Origin of the sequence: Sulfurisphaera tokodaii str. 7 (assembly GCF_000011205.1) — an archaeon.
GTDB lineage: Archaea > Thermoproteota > Thermoprotei_A > Sulfolobales > Sulfolobaceae > Sulfurisphaera > Sulfurisphaera tokodaii.
Genome location: NC_003106.2, coordinates 2,414,871 through 2,439,715, shown reverse-complemented (window position 1 = coordinate 2,439,715; position 24,845 = coordinate 2,414,871). Strand labels below are relative to the sequence as shown.

Here is a 24,845-nt window from a genome sequence, read left to right as displayed (position 1 = left end):
TCGTAATAAGAATAAAAAAACCTTATAATTTCCAAACGAGAAAGAGACTTTATGACTAGAATTGTTTGGATGATAGGAGGAGCACAAGGACTTGGTGTAGATACCTCAGCAAATATCTTTGGTAACGCTGTAGCAAAAGCTGGATATTATCTTTTTGGAAATAGAGAATATTACTCTAATATAAAGGGGAGACATAGTTATTTTGAAGTAGTAATTAGTGAGAAACCCATAAGAAGTTTATCATCTTATGTAAATATTTTAGCTAGTTTTGACGCTGAAACCGTCTTCCAACATTTCACAGAGACAAAGGAATATTTAATCTATAACGTTGAGTACGAAAATACTACTGTCGACTTAGTTAAATCAATGGAACCAGAAATGGCAGAGCAAGTAAAAGAAGCGTTAAGTAAAGAGAGACTGGGATTTACTATAAAAGATGTACTAGAATACCTAAAGAGAAGAGGAGTTAAAGTAATTGGATTTAATTATACAGAATTGATAAAGAAGATCGCAGATACTTTCAAAGTTCCTATGTCTGTAGTTGAAAGAGCTAAAAATATGATAGCTGTAGGAGCTTCTTATGGTCTACTCGGACTAAAATTCGACTATTTAAAAGACGCAATTTCTTCGACATTTAAGAACGAACTCTTCATTAAATTTAACACTATGGCGGCCGAATTAGGATATAATTCCGTTCCAAACGTGTATAAATTACAGGAATATAAAATAGAAAAGCAAAGAATTCAAGTAGACGGAAATACAATTTCAGCAATGGGAAAATTAGCCGGAGGATTAAGATTCCAGTCATATTATCCAATAACTCCAGCCTCAGATGAAAGTGTATATATTGAGGCTAATCAAAACCTAGATATGATAGTTGAGGGAAACGAATTAAGGAAGGGAGGAGTAGTTGTAGTTCAGGCAGAAGATGAATTAGCTGCAATAAATATGGCTGTTGGTGCAGCCTTAACTGGAGTTAGATCTGCAACAGCAACTTCTGGACCTGGATTCTCTTTAATGTCTGAAGGAATAAGTTGGGCAGGGATGAATGAGGTTCCAGTTGTAATTACTTATTATATGCGTGGAGCCCCAGCAACTGGATTACCAACAAGATCTGGTCAAGCAGATTTAAAGTTTGCCCTTAATGTTGGTCATGGAGAGTTTCCAAGAATCGTTATTGCCTCTGGTGATCACGTAGAAATCTTTTGGGATGCAATTTGGGCTTTGAATTTAGCTGAGAAATATCAAACACCAGTTATCCACATAATAGAAAAGACTTTAGCCAATGCATATTCAGTGTTTGAAGAAGAATTAATAACTAATAGACCTTACGTAATTGAAAGAGGAAAAATAGTAAAACCAACAAGTGATTACTTTAATCGATTCGAAGTAACTGAAGATGGTATATCTCCTAGGGTATTCCTTGGCCAAGCTAGTATCTTCTATACTGGAGATGAGCACAACGAAGAAGGGCATATAACAGAAAATAGTATAAACAGAATGAAGATGTATGAAAAGAGAAATAAGAAGTTAGAAACTGCAGATAAAGAAATTCCAGAGGAACAAAGAGTTAATATTGTAGGTGATGCTGATATTGTCCTATTAACGTGGGGTTCACCAAAGGGTGCAATTTTAGATGCAATGGAAGAATTGAGTAAGGACGGTATTAAAACAATGATGGTTCAAGTTAAGATGTTCAATCCTTATCCCAAAAATCTCATGAAAAAGATTCTTTCGGGGAAGAGTAAAATAATAGCAGTTGAAAATAATTATAATGCACAAGGAGCTGAAGTTTTAGCGGAAAAAACTGGGATATTCGCAACAAATTATATATTAAAATGGACCGGAAGACCTATAACTAGGGAAGAAGTAATTGAAGGTATAAAGAAGATTTTAGAAAGAGATGAGAAAAGGGTAGTATTGTATGGTGGAGCGTAAACCCGTATTTGTAGATTGGTGTCCAGGCTGTGGAGACTTTGGAATACTGAGAGCTGAAGAGATGGCAATAAGAGAACTTGGAATTAATCCAAAATCTGTTGTAATAGTATCTGGAATTGGTTGCTCCGGAAAAATACCACATTTCATGAACTTACCTATATCTGGAGTCCATACTCTACACGGAAGATCAATAGCATTTGCTACTGGAATTAAACTATCTAATCCATCATTAGAGGTGATAGTTAACGTTGGAGATGGAGACGGTTTAGGAATTGGTATGGGGCACTTTGTACATTTAGGAAGAAGAAACATTGATATTGCGGTACTAGTACATAATAACGGTGTTTACGGATTAACTAAAGGACAAGCTTCACCAACACTACATAGAGGTGAGAAAACAAAGTCCTTACCAAAACCAAATATAATGGATGCTGTAAATCCCCTAGCTGTAGCTTTAGCTGCAGGCTATACTTTTGTTGCTAGAGGATACGCATATGACGTTATGCATTTAAAGGAACTAATCAAAAAGGCAATTCTTCATAAAGGTAGCGCATTAGTAGATATTCTTCAACCTTGTCCTACATATAACGATATTAATACAAAAGAATGGTATGATAAAAGGGTTTATAAACTAGATAATGTGCCAGGTTGGGATCCAGTAGTAAGAAAAGAAGAGGAGGCTCAGAAAAAATTCGAACAAGCCATAATGAAGTCTTATGAATGGGGAGAAAAAATACCTATTGGAATATTTTACCAAAATGAATTAGTACCAACATTTGAAGATAGACTTACATCAAATATACCAAATTACAGAGAGTACTATCCAGCTAAACAGCAAATAGAAATTAACGGTATTAGTACTACCAAAATTGATGAACTTATTAAAGCCAAAAGAATTTAGTTACCAATTAAAACAAATTTTTTAGTTTTTCTGTCTTCTATAACTCTTCCTTCCTCCGCTAACTCGTATAATGCTTTTCTTATCTTCTCATCGCTAGCTAAATTAGTTAATACTGAATGTATCTCCTTTACATCCATAGGTTTTTCCTTAAGTAGATCTACAATAACTTTTTTAAGCTCGTCTTCCTCTGGTGCTATGACTACAGTGACTTCATCATCGTCATAAACTACCTCTAAGTTCTCTTCAATCTCTTTCCTCTTCTTATTTAGAGTTGCACTCATATCCATCCACTATATAATATGGAATCCTAAAATATAAACTTTTGTTAATCTAGTTTGAAGTGTTTAAACTTGAAAGTTTGAATATTATAATTTTAATAAAAGGGAGTAAATAATAAACGAGTAACATAAAAAAATTAAAAGTTTAAAAGTTTTGAGATAGCTAATTAAAAATCTTTAGCTTAGTGGTCTTCTCATAATCCTAAAGACGTCCCTTTATGTACAATTCCTTATCAGTTTAGGAGTAATAGAAACGATATAAGGATTTATTCTGAGCTTGATTATTAATTAATTCCTTATCAGACAATTTTTATTTAACATAAATAAGCTAGTATACTACGTTACCATACTTAATAGGATGAACATTATTGATCAGATTTTGGGTTTGCATTCTCATGCAATTTTGCCGAATTGCTAGTTCTTAAACTACACTAAATTTATAAAGCATTTACAGTTAATCCCTTCTACCTAATTAGCAAGCTAACTAATATTAGCCAAGGACTATAATACTCTATACTAACTATTCATCTCAAAGAGCTCTGAATTGACCTTTAATGCATAATTATATGATATGAAATAATTAGGAATCTGACTTCATCCCCGCCCTGAAGGCGAGGGTTCCCCTCATCGGTTCGGGACTACATCCCTCATTTGAGGGGCAGACGAGAGGGTCAGAGACCCCCTCCTGTTAAGATTCATAATTCCAATAACATCCCTATCATTCTCATAACCACAAATACACTTAAACCAACGATAAGAAACCTCAACCATCTTCTTTCCACACTTAGGACAAGAGACAGAAGAATAGTGAGGATTAACATACACAACCAACAAGCCGTGTTTCTTAGCCTGCCATTCAATCCAATACTGAACACGACGGTATTGCATCAAATACAGTTTATCCCTAAACTCAGATGGTAATTTATTAACATGTTTAATCAAATTCTTGAGGTTCTCTAACTTAATAACATTAGCACCAAAATCCTCTGCAACCTCAACAACCCACTTCCCAACCTTCCTAGCAAAGTCCTCCATGATTCGCTTAGCCTTAGAGTAGAAGTACTTAATCCTTACAAGAATTCCCTTATTCACCCTCCACCTCCTTGAGTACTTTCTCTGCAGAGCTTCAGCTAAAGACTTCCAATGATGAACCTCATGAAGGCGTGTGAAAATCCTAACATAACGAGTATCATCCTTACCAACAACAATCTCATTCATGTTAATATCAACAGCAACACTACCCCTAGGTTGAATTTTTACTTTCTTTTTCTCAAAAACTACTTTAAGAAACGCTTTATCACCCTTGATTACCAACCTTGCCTCCTTCATCTTCCAGTCCATGTAGTCCTTAATGTTTCTAGGATAACCAAGGATTGGGAGCTCACCGACACCAGCAATCCTAGCCACCATCTTGTTAAAATCTATGTTATAACTTGCTTTTGGTGTTAACCATACAGTTGGCTTATACACTCTAGGAAACCTACCCCTCCTTGGGTTATTATACCAACCCTTGTATACTGAGAGTGCATCCCTATAACAGTCCTCAGCAACCTTTGATGGTAGATTGTATTCCCCTCTTAACTTATCATATAACTCCTCATGGACTCTTCCTAACACACCCTTCTCTTCCGGATTTTTCACATTTTCTTTCAACCAAAACAACGAATAACGTAGTGCCTTAACGTAGTTATTCACAAGGGCTAGGAGGGGTTCAGATAGGGCGATCTTCATCGAAACAGTAGCTCTGATCGCTTTAACCCTCCTAGCCATTAGGAGAAAATTAAAAGAGCTAATATTTAAACTTTATAAGGGGCTATCCATCCCCGCCTTAAAAGGCGAGGCTTTCCGCCCCCTTAACCTATATAGGTTTTATTAGCCGGGGAGAATAATACTCCTCGGCTGGGGAAACATGGTCGACCCCTTAACTGAAGCAAAGTCTTCGTATGGGGGCGTGACAAACCCCTACCATCGGACTGAACATTGTGGAAAAATCCACGCATATAGGTAAAGAGGTAGGGGTATTAGGAATAGATGTATCAAAAGATTATCTAATTACAAGTAGGGGGAGGGAAAGAAAATACAAGAACAACTTGAAGGGTTACGAGGAAATCCTCGAAATGAAGCCTTGCCTAATAGTTCTAGAACCTACGGGAGTATACGCAATAAGGCCTAGCCAGTACTTCAAGGAGAAGGGTGTAAAAGTACTACAAGTGAGCCCAAACGTGTTATCAAGAGAAAAGGAGTTTAGGGGGAAGAAAACAGATTTTTATGATGCTGAAAAATTAGAAAACATGGTTGACAAGGCAAAGGAGTATGAATACAACCCCTTGAGGGAACTGGTAACACTTTACCTCTTCCTCAAGGATATAGAAGTAAAGTACAAGAACAGGCTGAAGAGGACATTATTCTTAGTAAGTGATAATGACAAGATAAGTAAGGAAAGGTTGGAAAAACTCGCAAATGGAGATTTTGCGCAAGAAGAACTATACCAACTAGAATACACACCAATAGTACTTGAGGAAATTAGAGTATTGGCAAAAACACTCTTGGAAACAGAAGAGAGGTTGAAAGAAGTTAAGAAAATGATTGAGGAGCAAGTTCCCGAGAACCACGTTTTGTTAACGATCCCGGGGATTGGGAGGCTTGCAGCTGGTATAATTATTGGTGTTGTTGGTGATGTTAAGCGTTTTCCTAAGCCAGAATCTTTTGTGGCTTATTGTGGTTTAGATCCCGTTGTGGAGAGGAGTGGTAAGGCTGTAATAAGTAGGGGGATTTCGAAGAGGGGTAATAAGTACTTGCGTAGCTTATTCTACTTTTTGGCTGAGATGAATTATTCTAGGAATCCAACATTGTTGAAGTTTTATGAGTCTCATAAGGATAGGTTGCAAGGTAAGAAGTTGTATACTGCTTTGGCAAGGAAATTAGCTAGGATTGTATGGAGTGTTTGGTATAATAATAAGCCTTATGAGCCAAAGTGATTAAAGGTCCCTTCCCCTTAATCGCCACGTGGGTCTAGAGGGCCCACGTGGCAATCTTAGCTAGTACTATGCTTGAAGTATGACCGAAAGATTTATTACTGAACGCCCCCATTTTTGTAATTCTTATCACATCTTCTAAGAGTTTAATTAAATTATGAGTCCTCTCATAAGTACCGGTCCTCTAATATAAAATGAATTTTAAAGTAAGCTGTAACGCTTGTTCTAAATGAAACATAGCTAAATTATACTCACCTTCATCTAAATTCCTTTCAGCTTCCTTTAAAAAGCTTAGCGAGTTCTTCCTTAAAAACGACATAGATAGTAATTTGGTATTAAGCTAAAAACAGTTTCTAAAGCATATTCTATCATTTACAGTTAGCCCCAGTATTTTACACAAGCTTTATCTTTTAATCCGCGTGGCGTTAATAGTGGTTTAAGAAAATTATCTTATTTAAAATTATTAAAGCTCACTTCTCAGTATTTCAAATAGCCTCGTCTTAACAATATTAGATTCAACACTTATAATCTCCTTATTTAGGCTCATTTCATGAAACCCATAAACATGAAGAAACCACGCACTTTTCCATGCTTTCCAAATCCCTGGAAATATCTTATCTAACTCTTCTGCAGCTTTAAATAACAATTCGGCCTTCCATCTTTTCTTTTTCAAGAACTCTAAATAGCATAAAGTATTTTTTCTCTTTACTTAGATATTTTATTGCTTCTTCTGCAGCCTTATAATACTTTTCCGAAGCTTGAACAAGATCACCCCTAGAAAGCAACTCATCAGCTTCTTTTAGCCAATTGATTATAAAGCTCTCGATCGGCAATTTCGATCAGTTTCTTAATATCCTCCCTTAAATGCGTTATTAAATCTTTACTAAGATTTACTGTATCTAATGCTACAGCGCTCTTCCAAGCTTCTAAGACAAAATCTCCATATTTCTTTGATAGCTCATATACAGCTGAATTTATTGTCTTTAGATCCCATTTCTCGACCTTAATTGAATTCACATATGTAAGATATTTTATTGCTTCTTCTGCAGCCTTATAATACTTTTCCGAAGCTTGAACAAGATCACCCCTAGAAAGCAACTCATCAGCTTCCTCAAAGTAAACATCATGAGCTAAACGAATTTTTTCCAACATTATGGTATACTTATACTCCATAAGATAATAAATTTATGAGCCCAATGGATAAAGTATATTAATTTATAAAAAAATTAAATTTCTTGAACAATAAGATCTTCTTGCGAAGAAACTTCTAATGGCTTTCCTTTCGTCTCCGGTACTGCAATTAACGTTAAGACGGCCGCAACGAATGCAACAGAACTTAGGAATGCTACGGCAAAAGATTCTCCATAGGTATTAAATAAAGCTGGAAAGACGAAAGCTGTTAGTGCTGCTCCTATTCTACCAGAAGCTACTGTTAAAGACTGAACAAGTCCTCTAACCTTAGTGGGTGCTAGTTCCACACCTAGCATACCAGAAGCACTTACTGAACCAGGTCCTGCTTGTGAAAACAAATTCTGTAAACCATATAGTATTAGTGCTGTGGTAGCCGGTATACTCGATTTTAATAAAGAGAAGAGAAGTAAAGAGATAGCCATTCCGAAGAAACCAAATGTCTGCATAGGTTTTCTTCCAATTCTATCTAAGGTTAACAATGCAATTATCCCACCAGGTAGCGTAAAACCGAACTCTATAACGAACTGAAAGATAGCACTATTATTTATTCCAATACTTTTTGCAATATCAGTTGGACCAAATAGAATACCAGAGTATGCTACAATATCAAATAAGAACCAAAGTAAGCATGCTGCCAAGAATGTTTTCCAAAATTTACTGAAATATGAAGAGAAACTGTTAATATCTTTTAATTCTTTATTTACATGAATATCAGTATTAGCTAATGTCCTTACAACTTCTCTAAATTTTTCAACGTCACCCTTAATCCTAGCTAAATACCTTGGTGTTTCCGGAATTTTTCTTCTTAAGTAAATTACAGAGGCCGATGGTATAGCACCAGTTACCAAAACTACTCTCCAAATAATATTTGTGGGTACGCTAAGAGCTTCCAATCCTAGAGCTATTGCCGCTGCAGTAGTTGCACCAAATCCCCACATTAAACCAAAACCGAAAGCAAGTAACTTCCCCCTATCTTTAGCGTTTGAATACTCTGCCATTATCATAGGAGATAATACATAATCCGCACCAACACCTAAACCCAAAAGTCCTCTAACTATCACTAATTCTAAGGGAGTTGAAACAAACGCTTGTAATAATGCACCAATAGAAAGAAGGGCAACGTCTATTCCGTAAAATGTTTTCCTACCTCTATTAGAGAGTATTCCGAAAATTATTGCTCCCACTGCTGCACCTATTAATGCTGATCCCGATACTAGACTTTGCCATAGAGTGTAATCTGGTGATTTGCTTGTTATGCCAAATGATGAGAGAACCATTGCTAAGACTATGCCGATTGATGAGAGATCATATCCGTCAGTAAAAACTCCCATACCTGTAGTTAGTAGTGACTTTATATGCCATACATCGAAGTTTCTTTGATCCAGGGGTTTGAAAATATCTGATAACTTCATTTCACTTTAGAGTCCCGCTAACATTCTTATAAAGATTATGTATTTATTTCATGTATAACTATAGTTATATAATTAGTCTATATAGATATAAATAGAATAAAAGGAGAAACTATATATATTATGAGTAAAAATGTATCACATGGGCTATAAAATAGAAGACCTAATCAATGAAAATGGAAATATAAAAAGAATTCCTAAAGGATTTTCAGCTATAGAAATAAGAGGTCCAAACAGAGTCATCTTATTTAATAAAAATTTAAGTATATTACTTGTAAAAGTATACAAAAATATCTTCGCTTCAAGGATAGCAACAAAAAGAGGTGTACAATATAAGTTTCTAACTGCTAATGATGAGATAATTAGTTATGGTAAAGTTATATCAGAAAAGGAGAATATAATTGCAACTGCATTAGATAAAGTTATAGTGGAAATTGGAGAAAAAATTGATACAGAGAAATCAAAAGAAATATTATTTTACCTTTATTTGATAAGAGGATGTTTAAAAGGAGATAAATCATCTTGTAATGAACTTCACGAGCAAATCTACTTTGAAACATTAGGTTGAAATCCTAACCTAGCGTTACCTTTGTTTAAATATTCGTAGACTAGAGCTACAAAATCTGTATCGGGATTTTTTGATTTTAATGTTATGTATCTTAAGGTTTCTATTTCAAGTGCACTAACACCATAAATTAGTAAGAAAAGCCCAGAAGGTTTATGAAGTAAAGAAATAATATTACCTCTATGAATTTGTAGAAGCAGAACATTCCCTTCAGTCATTTCTAAAGTCTGAAAATCTGATAAGGTAAGCTTTGTTATCTTATCACTCCATAAACTCTTGAGTAACTTGACCTCATTCTCATCTCCTTCTTCTAGTTCTACGAACCTTTCTATTATGTCGTTCACGTATAAACTTTTTACTTTACGTTTATAAATATATATGTTGCTCGTAGGAATTACTTCTGAGGGGGAGTTAGGAGAAAACATAGCCAAATTTTTTGATAAAGTCATAGTTATAACTTCTCCTCAAAAAGTTCTTGAAGAGAGACCAGATGTTGTTATTCACACATTTGAAATACCTTACTTGGAGGCAAACAATAATAGGCCTTTAGCTTGGAATATAAATACTTGGTATGCAATAAATATAGGTAGAGCAGCAAATAAAGTGAAAGCTGTTAACGTTTACTTATCTACCTTTATGATATTTGATGGAAAGAAAGGATATTACTCAGAAACTTCCACACCAAATCCGATAAATTATTATGGGCTAACAAAACTCGTAGGAGAATCTGGGATAATGAGTCTTGGTAATTATCTCGTAATTAGACTAGGCTTACTTTACTCAATGCAATATAAAGGACTACTTTTCCCCTTTATAAAGGGTATATTAAGGGGTAAGAGAACAATTAAATGTAATTCAAATTTTTATGTTTCACCTATATCAATAAATGAGGCAAGTGAAATAATTTCCTTAATGGTAAAGAAAGAATTGAGGGGTGTGGTAAACCTAGGTGGTAAGAGAAAGAGTTTATATGAAGTATGTAAAGATTTAGGTGAAATGTTTGAGGTAGAAGTTATACCAACTGAAGGTAAATATTATGATTTCTCATTAGATACGTGGCTATTGAATAGTCTTGGTTTTTCTGTCAGAAGTTAAGAAGAATTTATAGCCCTTAGTCATCATTAACCTATCCATTTCTGACACAAAATTCTGCATGTAAAAATCGATATAAGGAAAATTCGTCGTAACTGCCTCATATCTCATTAAACTAACAATCTTTGATAGTCTCTGGACTTTATCCTCTATGTTCTCTTCTTCATAAAAGAACCTAGTTATTTCCCTACCTAAAGATCTGCTAATTTCTGCTTTTCGTACATAGACTAATCTAAGAAGTAAGAATAAAGACTTACTAACACGTTTGAGTAAATCATTAGCGTCATCTGCATTCTCTATCTCGTAGACTGTTGCAAAATATAATTTTTCTAGCTTTTCGATATTCATAAGTTCTACTCTCATTCCAAACTTAAATATTTTTGCCAGAAAAGTTATAATGTGGAAGACTTCTTAAGCAGAGTGCTATACTTTGCTGAAAAGGGATATCCTCTGCCAGTTGCATACAAAAAAGCTAAGGAGGTGAGCAGAAGTGTAAAAGATTCTTACGAACTAGCTAGAAGGCTCATACTCTCTTATTATTCTCTATCAGGGAAAAGTTACAGGAAAAAAGTAAGAGAATTTTTACAAAAAGGGGTACGCATAGTCCTACCAGAGTGGTTTGAAAGGGAACTAGATGGTATTTATGATATAGAGAAATTAAAGGACTCTTTTCTTGATAGAGTAATTTGGATAAGGGTAAATACGTTAAAAGCTGATGAGGACAAAGTGATAAAGAGTTTAGAAAATGAGGGTATAATATTAGAAAAAGATAAAGATATTCCATATGCATATAAAGTGGTAAAAGGAGATATACGAAGTACTACTGAATTTAAAGAATTTAAAGTTATTATACAGGATAAAGCGAGTATGGCGGTAATTGAAGCTCTAAAACCTGAAAAAGGAGAGTTAATATTTGATATGGCTTCGGCTCCCGGAATAAAAGCGTCTCTGATTATGGCTTTGACTGATAATCAGAGCGAGTTAGTCGTATCTGATGTAGATAGGGAAAGATTACACAAAGAGATTAAATTTCTTCATGACGTAGGAGTTAATATGGATAAAGTTCACATCATTCATCAAGATTCTACATCTAGCAGTGTAATTAAGGCTGATAAAGTACTCTTAGATGCTCCTTGTAGCTCTACTGGAATGATAAGTAATGAGCCTACAGTTTTACTTAAGTTAACAAAACAAAGAGTAAATGAATTATCAGAATTGCAAAAGAATCTACTTAACAAAGCCCTTTCCATTTCGTCTTATGTAATCTATGCTACTTGTTCACTTTTACCTCAAGAAGGAGAATATATTGTAAAGGAATTTAACGCGAAACCTCCACTTAGCTTTGCCTCTTCCAATTCTTTGGGAAATAGATTTATTCCCTATCTTCATCAAAGCGAAGGTTTCTTCATATCGAAAGTCTCTGGATAATTTTTAAAAGCTTCCCTTAAGCCTTTCCTTATTCGTCTAGTTTTTAAATCAAATATCATGTTTTATCACATTCTACTGTAATACTTTATAAATTAGAGGGCTAATAGAACATACTGAGGTAGTTATATGATTTAAAAAATTTTAATTAAAAATATTTTATGATGTTAGAAATTGTTGAAATTAGCATTATAGTTCTATTATTCTCTACTGATTAGTTTTAATTTGTTCAATATGATTTCCTATACATCGTTAAGCACTCAGATTAGGTACATTTAAGTTTTGATTGAAAAGAAAAGACTTTTATGAAAAATTATATCCATGCTACAATAGTATCTACTTTAGCATGGGCTGGAAATATTTACGATTTGTTATTATTAACATTTGTCTATTCGTTCTTCGAAAAAGTTTATGGTCTTAATTATTTTGACTTCTCAATTCTTTTCGCTTTAGGTCTTATTGGTAGAGCTATTGGCGGGACATATTTTGGAAGATTAGCAGATAAAATTGGAAGGAAACCAATTTTAGCCATTGGGACAGCTGGTTATTCTGTCTTTCAGATTATACTAGCTTTTTCACCAAATTCTCTAATTCTCTTTGTAGCAAGATTTCTGCAAGGAATTTTCATGGGTGCTCAATGGACTGCTGGAACTGTATTAGCTTATGAGAACGCTCCAGTTAATTTAAGAGGCATTGTAACTGGGATTGTACAAGCTGGTTATGGAATAGGTTATGCCTTAACTGGGTTAACATACATTATCCTAGGAAATGAACCAAGATTATTCTTAATCACTGGTGCTTTACCCTTAATCTTACTACCTTACATAAAAATTATTAACGAAACTAAATTTTCTTCATTTACCTTTAAGCCCAGATATAACGATTACTTGAGTCTCTTGATCAAAGCTACTGCTGGCATGAGTGGTATGTTCCTTGCCTATTTTTCAGTATTCGGAAATTATACTTTAGTTGCTGAAAAATATTTGAATATGAATAGCATAACTTTGGGATTACTGATAACATTAAGTAACTTAGGACTAGCGGCATCTTTCATTTTATTTGGAAGACTTGCTGATAAAGTAGATAAAAGAAAGTTAATTTATATTGGTGTATCTGGATTACTAGTATCTTTACCGCTAGCTGTACCAATTTTTATTAAATCTATAATAATATCTGAGATTGGAATTTTGATTTATGCATTTTCCACAGGTTTTTGGCCTTTAATGCCATTATTACTAGCTGAAGCAGTTCCTACTGAAGTCAGAGGAATGCTATCTGGATTATCTTATAATATTGGCGGATTTGTAGGAGGGATAGGTAATATAATTCTAGGAATTATAGAAATAGAACTAGGATTAAGAGCTCTTATAGATACAATTAACTTTTTTGGATTTTTTGCTTTAGCATTAGTATTAGTTAGCGTAATAACGTGGCCAAAGAGCAAATCTCCTGCAATTATGTATTCAGACTAGGCTTACAAATATTTTTATTTTTTTAAACAAACCTTATCTTATGGAATATTTCAGGCTAGGTAATTTAGTAAGTATAATTGCTGGTTTCTTAATTTTGGCTGTGCTTTTACAAATTGCAATATTAGGTATTAAATCAATATTTTATCTATCTATATTAGTCCAATTTTGGACAATATGGATACTATCAATTCCAGCATTTTATTTTTACTATAAATCATCTATCCAAAAGAAATACTTTATGGATTATTTTGCACCGCTAGCAATAGCTATAACCTTTATAGGGATTGTTTTGGCTTCCTATCATATTTTCCTAGGAGTTGAGCTTATAGTCCTAGGATACATATTTGAACCTATTGCAGGGATTTCAATTTACCTAACAGTTAAACAGTTCGTTCTAGCCTCAAATTTATTCTTCTGGGGAGCTGTAGTTTACACATTAGGTCTTCCTTTTTATCTATATAATATCTCTGAAGTAGCCATTTTAGGTGACGTAGTAAAACTTATAGGCTTATTAATGCTCTCTCAAAAGATAAAAGAAGGGAAAATTTTGTAATTTTCAAAAGAATATATATGTATGCTTTATAACATAAATGCATGTAATTTTTTAGATTTAAACAATAGCAATTTAAATTTATGAAAAGTAAATATTAGCATATGAGAATTGAAAAACCGTTACTGATGTCATTACTCACATTTTTCTCTTCGCTTGATATTTTGACAACTTATGTTGGAATTAGCAAAGGTTTGACCGAAGATAATGTATTCCTTTCATCCTTCGGAAGCGAAATGTTTATTGTAATGACTATTCTGAAAATTAGTGTTATAGCATTATCTTATATTCTTCTTAAAAAAGGATATGTATTACCAGTAATCATCGTAATGGCTATGATGGCTTTTGCAGTAATAAATAACTTTACATTACTTTTCTAACTCACTTAGCATTTATTTAGGAAAATCGTATATTTTTACGTTACGTTAAAAGTATTTACGAAATATTGTCTTACTAACTGAAAATTTATTTATAATAAGTGATAAGACTAACAACTTTAAATTTAAAAATATTTATTAGCTCTGAGTAAATATTATAAGTTTTTATTGTAAGGAAAAATTCTTAAACTACTATTCACTTAATTTCAACTCTCTTTGATTTCCCTTCCCATCTTGGCAAAGTATTTGGAGAGACGAACTGTATCTCTGGAGTAGCAAAAGCCACACCCTGAATTTCTGCAGCTAGTTTCCTTCTTAATTCTTCTGAAGGTTTATCTGTTTCAACCAAGATTTCAAACTTTGCAGGTTCTCTTGTAATTATTATTTTATACTCTTTAATCTCCGGATAATGCATAATAACTTCATTGATAGCGGTAGGATAAATCTTAACCCCCTTATAGAATATAACATCATCAACTCTTCCTTTAATTATTGAGATTGTTGGATAAGGTATATCGTCTTCGCTCTCCTCAAGTTTTGTCATATCCCTAGTCCTGTAGCGAATTAATGGCATACCTTCTCTAGTCAGATGTGTAATAACCAATTCTCCTTCTTCTCCTTCACCTACTCTTTCTCCAGTCTCTGGATCTATTATCTCCACATAAAAATGATCCGTCCATATATGCATTTTAGTATGTTCATCTTCTGGGCATTCTTGTGCAACACCTGGGCCAATAGCTTCAGTTAACCCATAAATCTCCCTTGCTCCTCCTCCTCTAACTTTTAAACCTAGTTCTTTCTCTATTCTACTTAGCATTTCACTAGTCATGGCTTCAGCTCCCGGTATAGCTAGTCTTAAGTCTAAGTCCTTTTCAGGGTCTATTCCCGCTTCTCTAATTTTTTCAGCAATATAAAGCTCGTAAGAAGGCGTTCCAGTAATTACTGTTGCCTTAAACTCTTTAAGTGTTTTAACTAATGCCTCAGTTCTCCCGGTACTCCATGGAATAACTTTAGCCCCTATCTTCTGAGTACCAATATGCAATCCTAAGCCACCAGTGAATAGTCCATATCCATATACATTAGCAACTATATCATCCTTAGTAACGCCCGCAGTTCTTAAAGACCTAGCGACTAAATTTGCCCATAATTCAATATCGCTCTTTGTATAAGCACCCACTGTAGGAACGCCAGTGGTACCACTTGTCATATGCCATCCTACAATTTCACTTAAGGGAACTGTTAAGAAATCACCACCATAAGGATATGCATATTTTCTTAAATCATCTTTAGTCGTAAAAGGTAACTTTACTAAATCGTCTGGAGTTTTAATATCATCAACTGTTAGACCTTTCTCTTTTATTACTTTGCGATAAAATGGACTATTTTCTAATACTCTTTTTATCATCCTTCTAAATCTAAATTGTTGTACTACTTTTATTTCATCTTTTGTTAATGCTTTTGGATCTGTCTCATCGTATAAGATCATTTTATCACCTCACAAATAACCCTTTGGCCGTCTGTTGTTAATCTGACTTTTTTACCAACTTTTGCTTCACCTTTAACCCAACACATTAGATTTGCACCATCAGAATTTCTTGCAATCCCTACAGTATAATCACTATAATTCTCAAATCCTTGAGGTTTCTGCTTAACAATACTATAAGTCATAAGTATACCCTCATTACTAAGTTTAACCCACTCCATATCTGAGGACATACATTTCTCACAATCTTTCCTTGGAGGATAATACAAAGTATTACACTTCTTGCACTTTGTAGTATAAATTTCACCTTTCTTTAGTCCTTCCCAGAATTTTTCATACAGTTTGTCTGGAACAGAGTATTTGAAGAGGAGGGGTATTCCATCCATTTATATCACCTATTAAATATCATGACGTAAGCGTAATGACCCGTACCACCAACATTATGAGTTAAAGCAACATATCTTTTGAAAGAATGTTGTACCGGTCCAGCTTCCTCCCTCAATTGTTTTGTAACTTCATAAATCATGGATAAACCAGTTGCACCTAAAGGATGGCCTTTAGCTTTTAAACCACCGAATAGATTTACAGCTACTTTACCGTCTTTTTCAGTTTGTCCTTCCCTTAACAATTCAGCTCCCTTACCCTTTTCAACAAAACCCAAATCCTCATAAGCCATAATCTCAGCAATTGAGAAACAATCATGAACAGTTGCATATTCAATATCTAACGGAGAGATCTTAGCCATTTTATAAGCTTTAGCTGCAGCATCTCTTGCAGCTTCTAAACCTACCCATTCGCCTCTAGCAGCAATATATGAAGTATCACTACTATAACCAATTCCTTTTACCCATATGGGAGTATCAATTTTTAGTTCTCTTACCTTTTCCTCTGACGCAAAGATAACTGTAGCGGAACCATCACTAATTGGAGAAGAATCTAACAATTTTATTGGCCAAGATATAACTCTAGATTTTAATACATCTTCTACTGTAATTTTATTTCTGAAATGTGCTTTCTCATTTAACGAAGCATATTTATGGGCTTTTACTGATGCTAATGCCATATCTTCTTCTGTAGTTCCAAATAAAGCCATATGCCTAGTTGCATATAAAGCATAATATGTGGGAAATGTAGTACCATACATATGAAATTCCCAATAATAATTTCCTCCTCGTCCTCCAATTGCTAATGAGGTTGAAGTATCGACTTCTGTCATTTTATCTACTCCAATAGCCATTACTATATCAGCTAAACCGGATGCAATCAAATTAATTGCAGTAAAAGCTGCAGAACTTCCGGTAGCACAAGCTGCTTCAACTCTTATTGGACTTTTGCCAATTAACCCACAATATTCAGAAACTGGAGGAGCGGGATAGATTTCTGTCCCTCTGTATGCTGTGCTCCCAATTACTGTTATATCAATATCTTTTTGAGCTAAATTAGCGTCCTCCAAAGCCTCTTTGACCGATTCCCAAGCTAATTCCTTTATAGTTACATCGTCCCTTTTTCCAAACTTGGAATTCCCTACCCCAATAACGGCTACTTTCCTATTCACATCAATATAAATTGTTTAAAAGACTTATATATCTTACTCTAATATAATGATATTGAATTAAATGTTATCATTTGTCCAATATTGCTTAAACAAAGAATATATATGTAAAATGTAAGAAAAATAAAAATTGTCTGATTTTTATCCGTAAGAGTTTTATAATTCTTTTTGATTAAATGATTTGTGGCAAACGAGATTTTGGTTGAGGATAGGGGGAGCATCTCTGTAATAACTCTAAATAGACCAGATAAATTAAATGCGATGAATCTTGATTTGAGAAATCAACTAATAAAGGCTTTAAGGGATTTTAATAGGGATCCTAAGAAGAGAGTTGCTGTAATTACCGGAAGTGGAAGATCATTTTCAGTGGGAGCAGATATTTCAAGTATTTCAGAAGATTTAGCCGAAGATTTAAGAAATTCATTTCATCAGGTAATTAAGGAAATAAAGTTTTCGAACAAGATATTTATTTCTGCAGTAAGGGGTGTTGTTGCTGGGGCTGGCTTAAGTTTAGCATTAGCTACTGATATTAGGTTTGCTTCAAAGGATTCGAGATTCGTAATGGCTTTCCATAATATAGGTTTAGCCCCAGACAGTGGTTTAGCATTAATGATGTTAAGACTTGGGGGAGTTAAGTTTGAGAAATATATTTTAACTGGAGGTGAATTTAACACTGAAATTGCTAGGGAGCTTGGATTTGAAATTGTTGATGATCCCTTATCAGAGGCGTTAAAGAGGGCTGAGGAAATTTCTAATGGTCCTTTTAAGTCATTTTCTGCTAGTAAAAGGTTAATTAATAGAGTACTTTACCAAGATCTAGAAGAGTTCCTCGATTATGAAGCAGCGATGCAAGGGGCTTTAGGAAAAACACATGATTTTAAGGAGGGAATAAAAGCTTTCTTAGAAAAGAGAAAACCACAGTTTAAGGGTGAGTAAAGTGCCTAATACCGTAATATATGAGATTATGGATAATATTGCAATAGTTAGACTGAACAGACCAGATAAGTTAAACGCTTTAAATATGGAAATGGTATGGGATTTTGTTAATGTATTTAATGAGCTAGAGAATAATAAGAATGTTAAAGTAGTCATAATTACTGGAAATGGTAGAGCTTTTTGTGCTGGTGCTGATGTTAATGAAATGGCTAATATGAAAGTTGAGGATGTAGTGAGAGTTGGTCATGCTCCTATGTGGGAAAGATTAAGGACATTCAGAAAACCAGTTATTGCTGCACTTAACGGATTAACTGTAGGTGGAGGTTTAGAGTTAGCAATGGCATGTGATATTATAATTGCTGCTGAAAGTGCTATGTTGGGTCAACCTGAGATAAATCTTGGTATAATTCCCGGTGCTGGTGGTACTCAGAGATTAACTAGGACTGTAGGGAAATACAAGGGTATGGAAATGGTACTAACTGGAAGATTAATATCAGCATGGGAAGCTTACAGAAGGGGTCTGGTCATTAAGGTTGTTCCTGATGAGGCTTTACTTGATGAGGCAATTAGGTTAGCAAAAGAGATTGCTACTAAATCTCTATTTGCAGTAGAATTAGGCAAGGAGGCTGTAAATAAGGCTTTAGATACCACTTTACAGCAAGGGTTGGATATTGAGAGAAGGAACTTTTATGTTGCTTTAATCAGCGAAGATGGTAAAGAAGGTATGAAGGCATTTATAGAGAAGAGAAAACCTAATTGGAAAACATAATATGAATAAGAGAAAATAATTTATACTTTTTTATTTTCGAATATACACGTATAAATATGAGTGTTAGAAGACTCCAAAAAATTAAGGGAGGAAGTTATATAATATCACTCCCTAGCGAGTGGGTTAGGAAAAACGGGTTAGATGTAAAAAGTGAACTTAAAGTTTATGAGATATATGATGGTTTAAAGATAAAACCAGAGAGAAAAATAAATAATGAAAGAGAAATTATTTTACGAGATCTTAACGAAACTCTCTATTTAATATCAGTCTATTATATGCAAGGAATAGAGAAGATAATTGTAAAGTCCGATAATGTAATGAGCCAAGAGGTTAAAAAAGCGTTAAGAGAACTTCAACTTACTCACGCTGGGTTAGAAATAGAGGATGAAACGTTTGATAAGATTGTATTCAAAGTTAATTTGCCAGTATCTACTGATCTTAATGGTTTGGTTTCATCTTTCGTAGACAAGATAAGGAAATTGTTATACGATCTAAGAGTACTAGAAAATTTTAATAAAGAGATTAAAGAAGATCTCATAACTCGTTGCGATATATTAATGAAAGATTATAGAGTAATTATAAGGAATATAGCAATAGGGGTTCAACTGGATGACTTATATAATTTCAGCTTACCCTTTAAGGATATAATTCTGTATGCCATATTTATGAGAGATCTAGGGCGTTTGATTTCGCATCTAAGAACATTTCTAATGTTGGCTGATGAAAAATCCATACCAAGTACCGAACTAATCGATACCCTTATTTCAATGTTTACAAGTGCTACATCAATGTTTATGACTGAGAACCTTTCGGATATTCAGCAAATAAGAAAAAATATGAAAATAATAGAAGAGAAATGCAATACAACAATAGAAGCTTGTAAGGAGTTTGTAAGAATGGCTTCATATTGCGTTGCCATTATGGATGACGCCGTACATAAGTCAGTGAGACTAATTTAAATTCATATATATGTTATGCGTGTTACATATAATTGAATCATTAAAATTTATATATTGATATTTCCAACATATATTTGATGAGCTCAAAATACTCCAACCTTAATTTTGAAGAAGAGCCTGATTACCCTCCAGAAAATGTATATCCTCCAAAATGGAATTTCGATAATGAGAAAGCGTGGCAACTTTATAGAAGAGCAAAAAGGGAACAATGGGATGAAGAAAGCATAGATTGGAAAGAGGTAAAAGATATTGCATCTGGTTTAGATAGAAAGCAAAAATTAGCAATAGCGTACTGGTGGGGGTTACTTTCAAATTTTGATAATGCTACACCAGTGTTTGCCTATGCTGTAATTAAAGCCTTTGAACAACACCTTGATACTGCTATAAGAGGAATTCTAACTACAATAACTTACGATGAAAATAGACATAATATTATGTGCGGTTTGGCAATAAATAATGTACTTCCAGGATTTCCGTTTGATTTTAAACCACAAGATGATTTAGAAAGGAAAGCAAAATTAAACGTTTTGTGGACTTGGTGGAATGGCTCTAGATATTGGAAGGCTTATCTTGAGGCATATAAAAAATATACATTTGATGTTCTATTTACTTCCTTCATGATGGGTGAAGCTGCTGCTACAACAGTATTTACCACAATGTCAAAAGGTGCTAAAATTAATGCCTTTAAAGAATTATTTAAGAATACTGCTGTAGATGAAACTAGGCATTATGCATTTACTCACATGATAATGTCTCAGAATGCAGAGAAAATGGATGATGAAAGGAAGAAGTTAGTAACTAAACAAATAAGGGCTGGCTTCGTCTTTCTATCCCTTATTACTTATATTCCTCCAAAAGATTTCTGGAAATTACCTCCATGGTTCATAGAGGTTCATCAGAAAATGGAAGATATAGCTAGAGATGCTGGATTTTATATACCAGAATTAAAGGAAAAAGAAGAAGCTTGGAGAAATGCTGTATTGAGAGTAGGGGCTTCTCTAAAACATTATGGTATAAGACTACCAGATATGCCAGAATTGGGTATTTCTGGAGATATAGTAGAAAACATAAAGGAAGATGATTTTATCCCAGTTTTTTAACCGGTGCACAAATTGAAAGTTGCAGTAATAGGAGCCGGAGTTATGGGTCATGGTATAGCAGAAGTTTTTTCTCTTTATGGCAACGAAGTGTATTTATACGATAAATATCCAGATGCACTGGAGAAAGGATTAAAAAACATTCTATGGTCTCTCAATAAATTAAAAGAAAAAGGAAAAATAACAGATACTGAAAGGGTCTTCTCAAGGATAAAACCAGTAAATGATTTATCTCAAATTTCAGATGCTGAGTTAGTAATAGAAGCAGTATCAGAAAATTTAGACTTGAAAAGCTCTGTTTTTAAACAAGTTAGTAAGATTGTAAGTAAGGATTCAATAATAGCAACCAACACCAGTAGTTTACCTATATCTGAATTGGCTCAAAGTGTTGAGAATCCTCATAGATTTTTAGGACTTCACTTCTTTAATCCCCCCGTCCTCATGAAGCTAGTAGAAGTAGTTAAAGGAGTTAAGACTGATGATTTAATTTTTTCTAAGGGGATTGAAATAATTAAAAGCATTGAAAAAGTCCCTATTCCAGTAAGAAAAGACGTCATAGGATTTGTAGTAAATAGGATTTTATTCAGAATTTTTACCTCTGCTTGTAAATTATTAAAAGAATATTCTGTGGAAGAAATAGACAGTTTAGCGAAATATATTTTAGAATTTCCTATGGGAATATTTGAGTTGCTCGATTACACTGGCATTGACACTAACTACCTAATTTCGAATGAGGTTAGAAAGAGAGGTTTTGATTTTACTTGCGAAATACTGAAAGAATTGTATGAAAAAGGTTATTATGGAGCAAAAGTTGGAAAAGGATTTTACGATTGGAGTAATTGAAGACCAGAAATTAAGAAAACTGATAGAATGCCAAAATCAGAAGACTTACTCAGAGACGCTGTAAATGAAGCTATTTGGTTAGTTAAAAATAATGTTTCTACAGAAGAAGAAATTGAATTAGCTACTAAATTAGGTTTAGGATGGAAAAAAGGAATATTTACTTATACTAGAGAATTACCAATAAAATAATAAATTACCTCTACAAAGTAAATATATGGCAAAAATTAAACCAATGACTATTGGAAATTTTTTAAGACTTGTTAAAGGACGAGGAGTGAAAAAACTACCATTAATTGCTGGACATAAACTATTGTATTCTTGTAATTTAAGATGCAGAATGTGCCCTTTTTGGAGAAGAAAAGATGAGAAATTATTGACATTAGAAGAAGAAGTCAAAATGATGAACGCATTACAGAGGGCTGGGGTACTCTTTATGGGTTTCGAAGGAGGAGAACCTTTATTGAGAAGAGATTTACCACAAATACTTGAAGAGTCTAGTAAAAGATTTTATACTTCATTAGTAACTAACGGTTGGCTATTGAAAGATAAGATAGATGAAATAAAAGACTACATAGACAATTTATTTGTCTCGATAGACGGGATAGGAGAAGTTCATGACAAATTGAGAGGAATTCCCGGATCATTTGAGAGGGCTGTTGAGGGAATAAAAGAAAGTGTAAAAAGAGGAATACCAACCTCAATTAGTTTTACCCTAACAAATGAGAACCTACACGAAATATTTAAAGTAATAGAATTAGCCGAAAAGCTTGAAGTGTCAGTAAGTATCCAGATTGCTTATGATTACTCTACAGCAGAGAAGTTATCACCTAAAAAAAGAGATGAAGTAAGACATGTAATTGAAGGAATTTTAGAGCTAAAAAGAAGAGGAAAGCCAATTATTGAAAGTGAGAAATATTTTGAAGCCATAATAAATAGCTGGTTTCATGAGATTCCGTGGATTTGTAAGCCTTGGTTGACAATAAATATTGATCCTCAAGGAAGAATAGTCTTACCTTGCTATGTACTAAATGAATATCAAGGAAGTGAAAAAGTATGGGAAGTTGATATAATTAAATTATGGAATGAATATGATTGGGGTAGATATTCCAATTGTAATAAGTGTGCTTTAGCTTGTTATTTAGAACCTTCGCTCTTTACGTGGAAAGATTATAGAATCGTTAGAGAAAGAATAATCGAACCAATGTTTAGTATAATCTTTGATTATATCTAATGAATTCAAATAAACCTTATTAATTCTATGAAATAATAAATACTGTGTTTCTATCTTCATTAAAGTATTACGAGAAATGGGCTATTTTAGGTGTCATTCTTGGAATTGTTGCTGGCCTCGCAGCAACTACTTTTTATTTATTACTCCACTTAGCTGAGGATTTATTTATATTTCATCTTATTGGCATGAGTTATCCTAGACCACTTGGTGAAGGAGGCTCATTAAACTTCACATTTTACCCTGGAAGATATTATTTAATACCACTATCAACTGCAATTGGTGGATTAATTTCTGGTTTAATAGTTTATACTTTTGCACCAGAGGCAGAAGGACACGGTACCGATGCGGCAATAAAAGCTTACCATTATTTGCAAGGTAAAGTAAGATGGGTTGTAATTCCGGTAAAAATAATTGCTTCAGCGATAACAATAGGTTCAGGTGGTAGCGCAGGTAGAGAGGGACCTACAGCACAATTTTCAGCTGGTGTGGGCTCTGTAATCGCAGATCTTTTGCATTTAAGTCCGCAAGATAGAAGAATTGCAGTTGCTGTTGGAATTGGGGCAGGGATAGGGACAATATTTAAAACTCCAATTGGTGGAGCAATCTTAGCTGCTGAAATTTTGTATAAAAGGGATTTCGAACCTGAGGTCTTATACCCAGCAATAATAGCTTCAGCTATAGGTTATACAATATTCGGAAGTATATTCGGTTTTACACCGGTTTTTGGATATTATACTGGAACTTATAACCCTTTAAGGCTTCCAATGTATGCAGTGTTAGGAGTTGTGGCTGGTTTATTAGCAATAATATATGTTAAGACTTTCTATGGGATACATTCATTTTTTAAGAAATTGAGAATTCCTAATTATATAAAACCGCTTATAGGTGGAGCATTAACCGGACTAATTGCACTTTTAGCCCCAGAAATACTTGCAACTGGTTATGGTTGGATAAATCTAGTAGAGTATGAAAGGTTTAACGCATTTTACTCTCCTCTTATACCCGTATTGATACTAATATTTCTATTACCTATTTTAAAAATAGTTGCTACTTCTTTTTCTGTAGGATCAGGAGGTAGTGGAGGTGTTTTTGCCCCAGGGTTATTTATTGGAGCATATATTGGAGCTTCAGTAGGTCTTTTATTTCATTATTTCTTTCCTAATATAGTACCCAACATAGCACCATTTGTTATAATAGGTATGATGGCATTTTTTGCAGCAGCGGGTAAAGTGCCAGTATCCGTTATTATTATGGTTACTGAAATGACATCAAGCCTTCAGCTATTACCCGGAGCTATGATAGCATCAGCATTGGCATATTTAGTTTCTGGAGACTATACAATATATGTCTCACAACTTCCAACTAGAAGAGATTCCCCTGCACATAAAGTGGAATATGAAATTCCCATTATGGAAAGCCTGCATGTAAAGGATTGTGAAATAAAAGATATTAGAGCTTTAATTACTGACAAAGTTAATCACGTAGTTGATCTAATGCTTAATCTTGGTTTTATGAGCCTTCCAGTAACTGACCAAAATAATAACTTTCTAGGAGTAGTTTACCTTAAAGACTTGGAGAGAGCAAAAGATACTGATGTTATAGGAAGTTACATAACCAAAGGATCCCCATATGTTCACCTAGACTCTACATTGGAACAAGCTCTAGAAGTAATGGCTAAAAATAAGGCAAGATGGGTAGCAGTAGTAGAAAAAGGAAAATTTAAAGGGATACTGACATACGATTCTATCGTAGAAGCATATGAAAGGGAATTAAAACAAATTAGAGAGGCAAATAAATAATAG

General features: G+C 34.0%; 28 protein-coding genes and 1 pseudogene. 17 read left to right on the top strand and 12 right to left on the bottom strand.

All coding sequences use genetic code 11. From position 1 onward, the window contains the following. Nucleotides 1-51: 51 nt before the first annotated feature. On the top strand, nt 52-1,938 hold the full coding sequence (locus STK_RS13400; RefSeq protein ID WP_010980520.1) for a 2-oxoacid:ferredoxin oxidoreductase subunit alpha: 1,887 nt from the start codon (nt 52-54) through the stop codon (nt 1,936-1,938). After that, a complete protein-coding gene (locus tag STK_RS13395; RefSeq protein ID WP_010980518.1) occupies nt 1,925-2,839 on the top strand; it encodes a 2-oxoacid:ferredoxin oxidoreductase subunit beta in 915 nt (304 codons plus the stop codon). Before STK_RS13400 ends, STK_RS13395 begins: the two co-directional genes overlap by 14 nt. Here STK_RS13395 and STK_RS13390 read toward each other — a convergent pair. Both STK_RS13390 and STK_RS13385 read right to left on the bottom strand, forming a co-directional pair. Further along, entirely contained in the window at nt 2,836-3,120 is a 285-nt protein-coding gene (locus STK_RS13390; RefSeq protein WP_069168213.1) for a hypothetical protein, read from the bottom strand. The two genes, STK_RS13395 and STK_RS13390, sit on opposite strands and share 4 nt — an antisense overlap. Nucleotides 3,121-3,741: 621 nt before the next feature. After that, nucleotides 3,742-4,887 carry an RNA-guided endonuclease TnpB family protein gene (locus tag STK_RS13385; RefSeq protein ID WP_010980517.1) on the bottom strand — a complete coding sequence of 382 codons (1,146 nt, stop codon included), beginning with the start codon at nt 4,885-4,887 and terminating at the stop codon, nt 3,742-3,744. Nucleotides 4,888-5,026: 139 nt separating this feature from the next. Here STK_RS13385 and STK_RS13380 point away from each other — a divergent pair. Further along, nucleotides 5,027-6,095, top strand: a pseudogene (locus STK_RS13380) (IS110 family transposase). A 181-nt stretch (nt 6,096-6,276) separates the two neighbouring features. Here the strand turns inward: STK_RS13380 and STK_RS15025 are convergent. The 5 genes from STK_RS15025 to STK_RS13365 all read right to left on the bottom strand — a co-directional run bounded on the left by STK_RS15025 (nt 6,277) and on the right by STK_RS13365 (nt 8,695). After that, nucleotides 6,277-6,411: a HEPN domain-containing protein gene (locus tag STK_RS15025; RefSeq protein ID WP_084742682.1), complete on the bottom strand. Its 135-nt coding sequence runs from the start codon at nt 6,409-6,411 to the stop codon at nt 6,277-6,279. 144 nt (nt 6,412-6,555) lie between these two features. After that, nucleotides 6,556-6,765, bottom strand: coding sequence for a PaREP1 family protein (locus tag STK_RS16025; RefSeq protein ID WP_069168163.1), 210 nt, complete (start codon nt 6,763-6,765; stop codon nt 6,556-6,558). Further along, entirely contained in the window at nt 6,728-6,877 is a 150-nt protein-coding gene (locus STK_RS16020) for a PaREP1 family protein (RefSeq protein ID WP_420825182.1), read from the bottom strand. Before STK_RS16020 ends, STK_RS16025 begins: the two co-directional genes overlap by 38 nt. A 4-nt stretch (nt 6,878-6,881) precedes the next feature. Next, the gene (locus tag STK_RS13370; RefSeq protein WP_198429703.1) at nt 6,882-7,244 is read right to left on the bottom strand and encodes a PaREP1 family protein; all 363 of its coding nucleotides are present in this window, start codon (nt 7,242-7,244) and stop codon (nt 6,882-6,884) included. Nucleotides 7,245-7,318: 74 nt separating this feature from the next. After that, a complete protein-coding gene (locus STK_RS13365) occupies nt 7,319-8,695 on the bottom strand; it encodes an MFS transporter (RefSeq protein WP_010980514.1) in 1,377 nt (458 codons plus the stop codon). A 139-nt stretch (nt 8,696-8,834) separates the two neighbouring features. On the opposite strand from STK_RS13365, the gene STK_RS13360 reads away from it, so the two are divergent. Beyond that, entirely contained in the window at nt 8,835-9,260 is a 426-nt protein-coding gene (locus STK_RS13360) for a hypothetical protein (RefSeq protein WP_052846792.1), read from the top strand. Here STK_RS13360 and STK_RS13355 read toward each other — a convergent pair. Then, nucleotides 9,239-9,601, bottom strand: a complete 363-nt coding sequence (locus STK_RS13355; protein ID WP_052846791.1) for a hypothetical protein — start codon at nt 9,599-9,601, stop codon at nt 9,239-9,241. The two genes, STK_RS13360 and STK_RS13355, sit on opposite strands and share 22 nt — an antisense overlap. 37 nt (nt 9,602-9,638) lie before the next feature. On the opposite strand from STK_RS13355, the gene STK_RS13350 reads away from it, so the two are divergent. Further along, nucleotides 9,639-10,352, top strand: coding sequence for a sugar nucleotide-binding protein (locus tag STK_RS13350; protein ID WP_052847038.1), 714 nt, complete (start codon nt 9,639-9,641; stop codon nt 10,350-10,352). On the opposite strand, the gene STK_RS13345 is transcribed toward STK_RS13350, so the two are convergent. Then, nucleotides 10,317-10,697 (bottom strand): hypothetical protein, encoded by a 381-nt coding sequence (locus STK_RS13345; RefSeq protein WP_198429702.1) that lies wholly within the window; start codon nt 10,695-10,697, stop codon nt 10,317-10,319. The two genes, STK_RS13350 and STK_RS13345, sit on opposite strands and share 36 nt — an antisense overlap. Before the next feature lie 51 nt (nt 10,698-10,748). On the opposite strand from STK_RS13345, the gene STK_RS13340 reads away from it, so the two are divergent. The 4 genes from STK_RS13340 (at nt 10,749) to STK_RS13325 (ending at nt 14,176) form a co-directional block, all read left to right on the top strand. Then, a complete protein-coding gene (locus tag STK_RS13340) occupies nt 10,749-11,777 on the top strand; it encodes an RsmB/NOP family class I SAM-dependent RNA methyltransferase (RefSeq protein WP_010980509.1) in 1,029 nt (342 codons plus the stop codon). Between the two features lie 302 nt (nt 11,778-12,079). Next, nucleotides 12,080-13,246, top strand: coding sequence for an MFS transporter (locus STK_RS13335; protein ID WP_010980508.1), 1,167 nt, complete (start codon nt 12,080-12,082; stop codon nt 13,244-13,246). Between the two features lie 40 nt (nt 13,247-13,286). Continuing rightward, nucleotides 13,287-13,799 carry a hypothetical protein gene (locus STK_RS13330; protein ID WP_010980507.1) on the top strand — a complete coding sequence of 171 codons (513 nt, stop codon included), beginning with the start codon at nt 13,287-13,289 and terminating at the stop codon, nt 13,797-13,799. Nucleotides 13,800-13,900: 101 nt separating this feature from the next. Then, nucleotides 13,901-14,176, top strand: a complete 276-nt coding sequence (locus tag STK_RS13325) for a DUF5658 family protein (RefSeq protein ID WP_010980506.1) — start codon at nt 13,901-13,903, stop codon at nt 14,174-14,176. A 193-nt stretch (nt 14,177-14,369) separates the two neighbouring features. On the opposite strand, the gene STK_RS13320 is transcribed toward STK_RS13325, so the two are convergent. Genes STK_RS13320 through STK_RS13310 form a run of 3 tightly spaced genes read right to left on the bottom strand, consistent with a single transcriptional unit; the run spans nt 14,370 to nt 17,211 of the window. After that, a complete protein-coding gene (locus STK_RS13320) occupies nt 14,370-15,659 on the bottom strand; it encodes a phenylacetate--CoA ligase family protein (protein WP_010980505.1) in 1,290 nt (429 codons plus the stop codon). Then, nucleotides 15,656-16,042 (bottom strand): Zn-ribbon domain-containing OB-fold protein, encoded by a 387-nt coding sequence (locus STK_RS13315; protein ID WP_010980504.1) that lies wholly within the window; start codon nt 16,040-16,042, stop codon nt 15,656-15,658. Before STK_RS13315 ends, STK_RS13320 begins: the two co-directional genes overlap by 4 nt. Nucleotides 16,043-16,047: 5 nt before the next feature. Then, on the bottom strand, nt 16,048-17,211 hold the full coding sequence (locus tag STK_RS13310) for a thiolase domain-containing protein (protein ID WP_010980503.1): 1,164 nt from the start codon (nt 17,209-17,211) through the stop codon (nt 16,048-16,050). Between the two features lie 180 nt (nt 17,212-17,391). Here STK_RS13310 and STK_RS13305 point away from each other — a divergent pair, with 180 nt between their 5' ends. The 8 genes from STK_RS13305 (at nt 17,392) to STK_RS13275 (ending at nt 24,842) form a co-directional block, all read left to right on the top strand. Further along, complete coding sequence (locus tag STK_RS13305; RefSeq protein WP_010980502.1) at nt 17,392-18,144, top strand: enoyl-CoA hydratase-related protein; 753 nt, start codon at nt 17,392-17,394, stop codon at nt 18,142-18,144. A 28-nt stretch (nt 18,145-18,172) separates the two neighbouring features. Then, nucleotides 18,173-18,913 (top strand): enoyl-CoA hydratase/isomerase family protein, encoded by a 741-nt coding sequence (locus tag STK_RS13300; protein WP_052847037.1) that lies wholly within the window; start codon nt 18,173-18,175, stop codon nt 18,911-18,913. A gap of 56 nt (nt 18,914-18,969) precedes the next feature. After that, a complete protein-coding gene (locus tag STK_RS13295) occupies nt 18,970-19,872 on the top strand; it encodes an AbrB/MazE/SpoVT family DNA-binding domain-containing protein (RefSeq protein WP_010980500.1) in 903 nt (300 codons plus the stop codon). 77 nt (nt 19,873-19,949) lie between these two features. After that, nucleotides 19,950-20,972 (top strand): hypothetical protein, encoded by a 1,023-nt coding sequence (locus STK_RS13290; RefSeq protein ID WP_010980499.1) that lies wholly within the window; start codon nt 19,950-19,952, stop codon nt 20,970-20,972. A gap of 3 nt (nt 20,973-20,975) precedes the next feature. Beyond that, the gene (locus STK_RS13285; protein ID WP_010980498.1) at nt 20,976-21,812 is read left to right on the top strand and encodes a 3-hydroxyacyl-CoA dehydrogenase family protein; all 837 of its coding nucleotides are present in this window, start codon (nt 20,976-20,978) and stop codon (nt 21,810-21,812) included. A gap of 27 nt (nt 21,813-21,839) precedes the next feature. Beyond that, nucleotides 21,840-22,001 (top strand): 3-hydroxyacyl-CoA dehydrogenase family protein, encoded by a 162-nt coding sequence (locus tag STK_RS15775; RefSeq protein ID WP_010980497.1) that lies wholly within the window; start codon nt 21,840-21,842, stop codon nt 21,999-22,001. A 25-nt stretch (nt 22,002-22,026) separates the two neighbouring features. Next, the gene (locus STK_RS13280) at nt 22,027-23,043 is read left to right on the top strand and encodes a PTO1314 family radical SAM protein (RefSeq protein WP_010980496.1); all 1,017 of its coding nucleotides are present in this window, start codon (nt 22,027-22,029) and stop codon (nt 23,041-23,043) included. Nucleotides 23,044-23,087: 44 nt separating this feature from the next. Further along, entirely contained in the window at nt 23,088-24,842 is a 1,755-nt protein-coding gene (locus STK_RS13275) for a chloride channel protein (protein WP_010980495.1), read from the top strand. Nucleotides 24,843-24,845: the final 3 nt, after the last annotated feature.

Coding starts and splice junctions, on each gene's coding strand:
- STK_RS13300 (WP_052847037.1), top strand. CDS start 18,173: ATGGATAATATTGCAATAGTTAGACTGAACAGACCAGATAAGTTAAAC.
- STK_RS13335 (WP_010980508.1), top strand. CDS start 12,080: ATGAAAAATTATATCCATGCTACAATAGTATCTACTTTAGCATGGGCT.
- STK_RS13295 (WP_010980500.1), top strand. CDS start 18,970: ATGAGTGTTAGAAGACTCCAAAAAATTAAGGGAGGAAGTTATATAATA.
- STK_RS13365 (WP_010980514.1), bottom strand. CDS start 8,695: ATGAAGTTATCAGATATTTTCAAACCCCTGGATCAAAGAAACTTCGAT.
- STK_RS13360 (WP_052846792.1), top strand. CDS start 8,835: ATGGGCTATAAAATAGAAGACCTAATCAATGAAAATGGAAATATAAAA.
- STK_RS13325 (WP_010980506.1), top strand. CDS start 13,901: ATGAGAATTGAAAAACCGTTACTGATGTCATTACTCACATTTTTCTCT.
- STK_RS15025 (WP_084742682.1), bottom strand. CDS start 6,411: ATGTCGTTTTTAAGGAAGAACTCGCTAAGCTTTTTAAAGGAAGCTGAA.
- STK_RS15775 (WP_010980497.1), top strand. CDS start 21,840: ATGCCAAAATCAGAAGACTTACTCAGAGACGCTGTAAATGAAGCTATT.
- STK_RS13280 (WP_010980496.1), top strand. CDS start 22,027: ATGGCAAAAATTAAACCAATGACTATTGGAAATTTTTTAAGACTTGTT.
- STK_RS13370 (WP_198429703.1), bottom strand. CDS start 7,244: ATGTTGGAAAAAATTCGTTTAGCTCATGATGTTTACTTTGAGGAAGCT.
- STK_RS13390 (WP_069168213.1), bottom strand. CDS start 3,120: ATGAGTGCAACTCTAAATAAGAAGAGGAAAGAGATTGAAGAGAACTTA.
- STK_RS13345 (WP_198429702.1), bottom strand. CDS start 10,697: ATGAATATCGAAAAGCTAGAAAAATTATATTTTGCAACAGTCTACGAG.
- STK_RS13330 (WP_010980507.1), top strand. CDS start 13,287: ATGGAATATTTCAGGCTAGGTAATTTAGTAAGTATAATTGCTGGTTTC.
- STK_RS13385 (WP_010980517.1), bottom strand. CDS start 4,887: ATGGCTAGGAGGGTTAAAGCGATCAGAGCTACTGTTTCGATGAAGATC.
- STK_RS13290 (WP_010980499.1), top strand. CDS start 19,950: ATGAGCTCAAAATACTCCAACCTTAATTTTGAAGAAGAGCCTGATTAC.
- STK_RS13320 (WP_010980505.1), bottom strand. CDS start 15,659: ATGATCTTATACGATGAGACAGATCCAAAAGCATTAACAAAAGATGAA.
- STK_RS13400 (WP_010980520.1), top strand. CDS start 52: ATGACTAGAATTGTTTGGATGATAGGAGGAGCACAAGGACTTGGTGTA.
- STK_RS13315 (WP_010980504.1), bottom strand. CDS start 16,042: ATGGATGGAATACCCCTCCTCTTCAAATACTCTGTTCCAGACAAACTG.
- STK_RS13395 (WP_010980518.1), top strand. CDS start 1,925: ATGGTGGAGCGTAAACCCGTATTTGTAGATTGGTGTCCAGGCTGTGGA.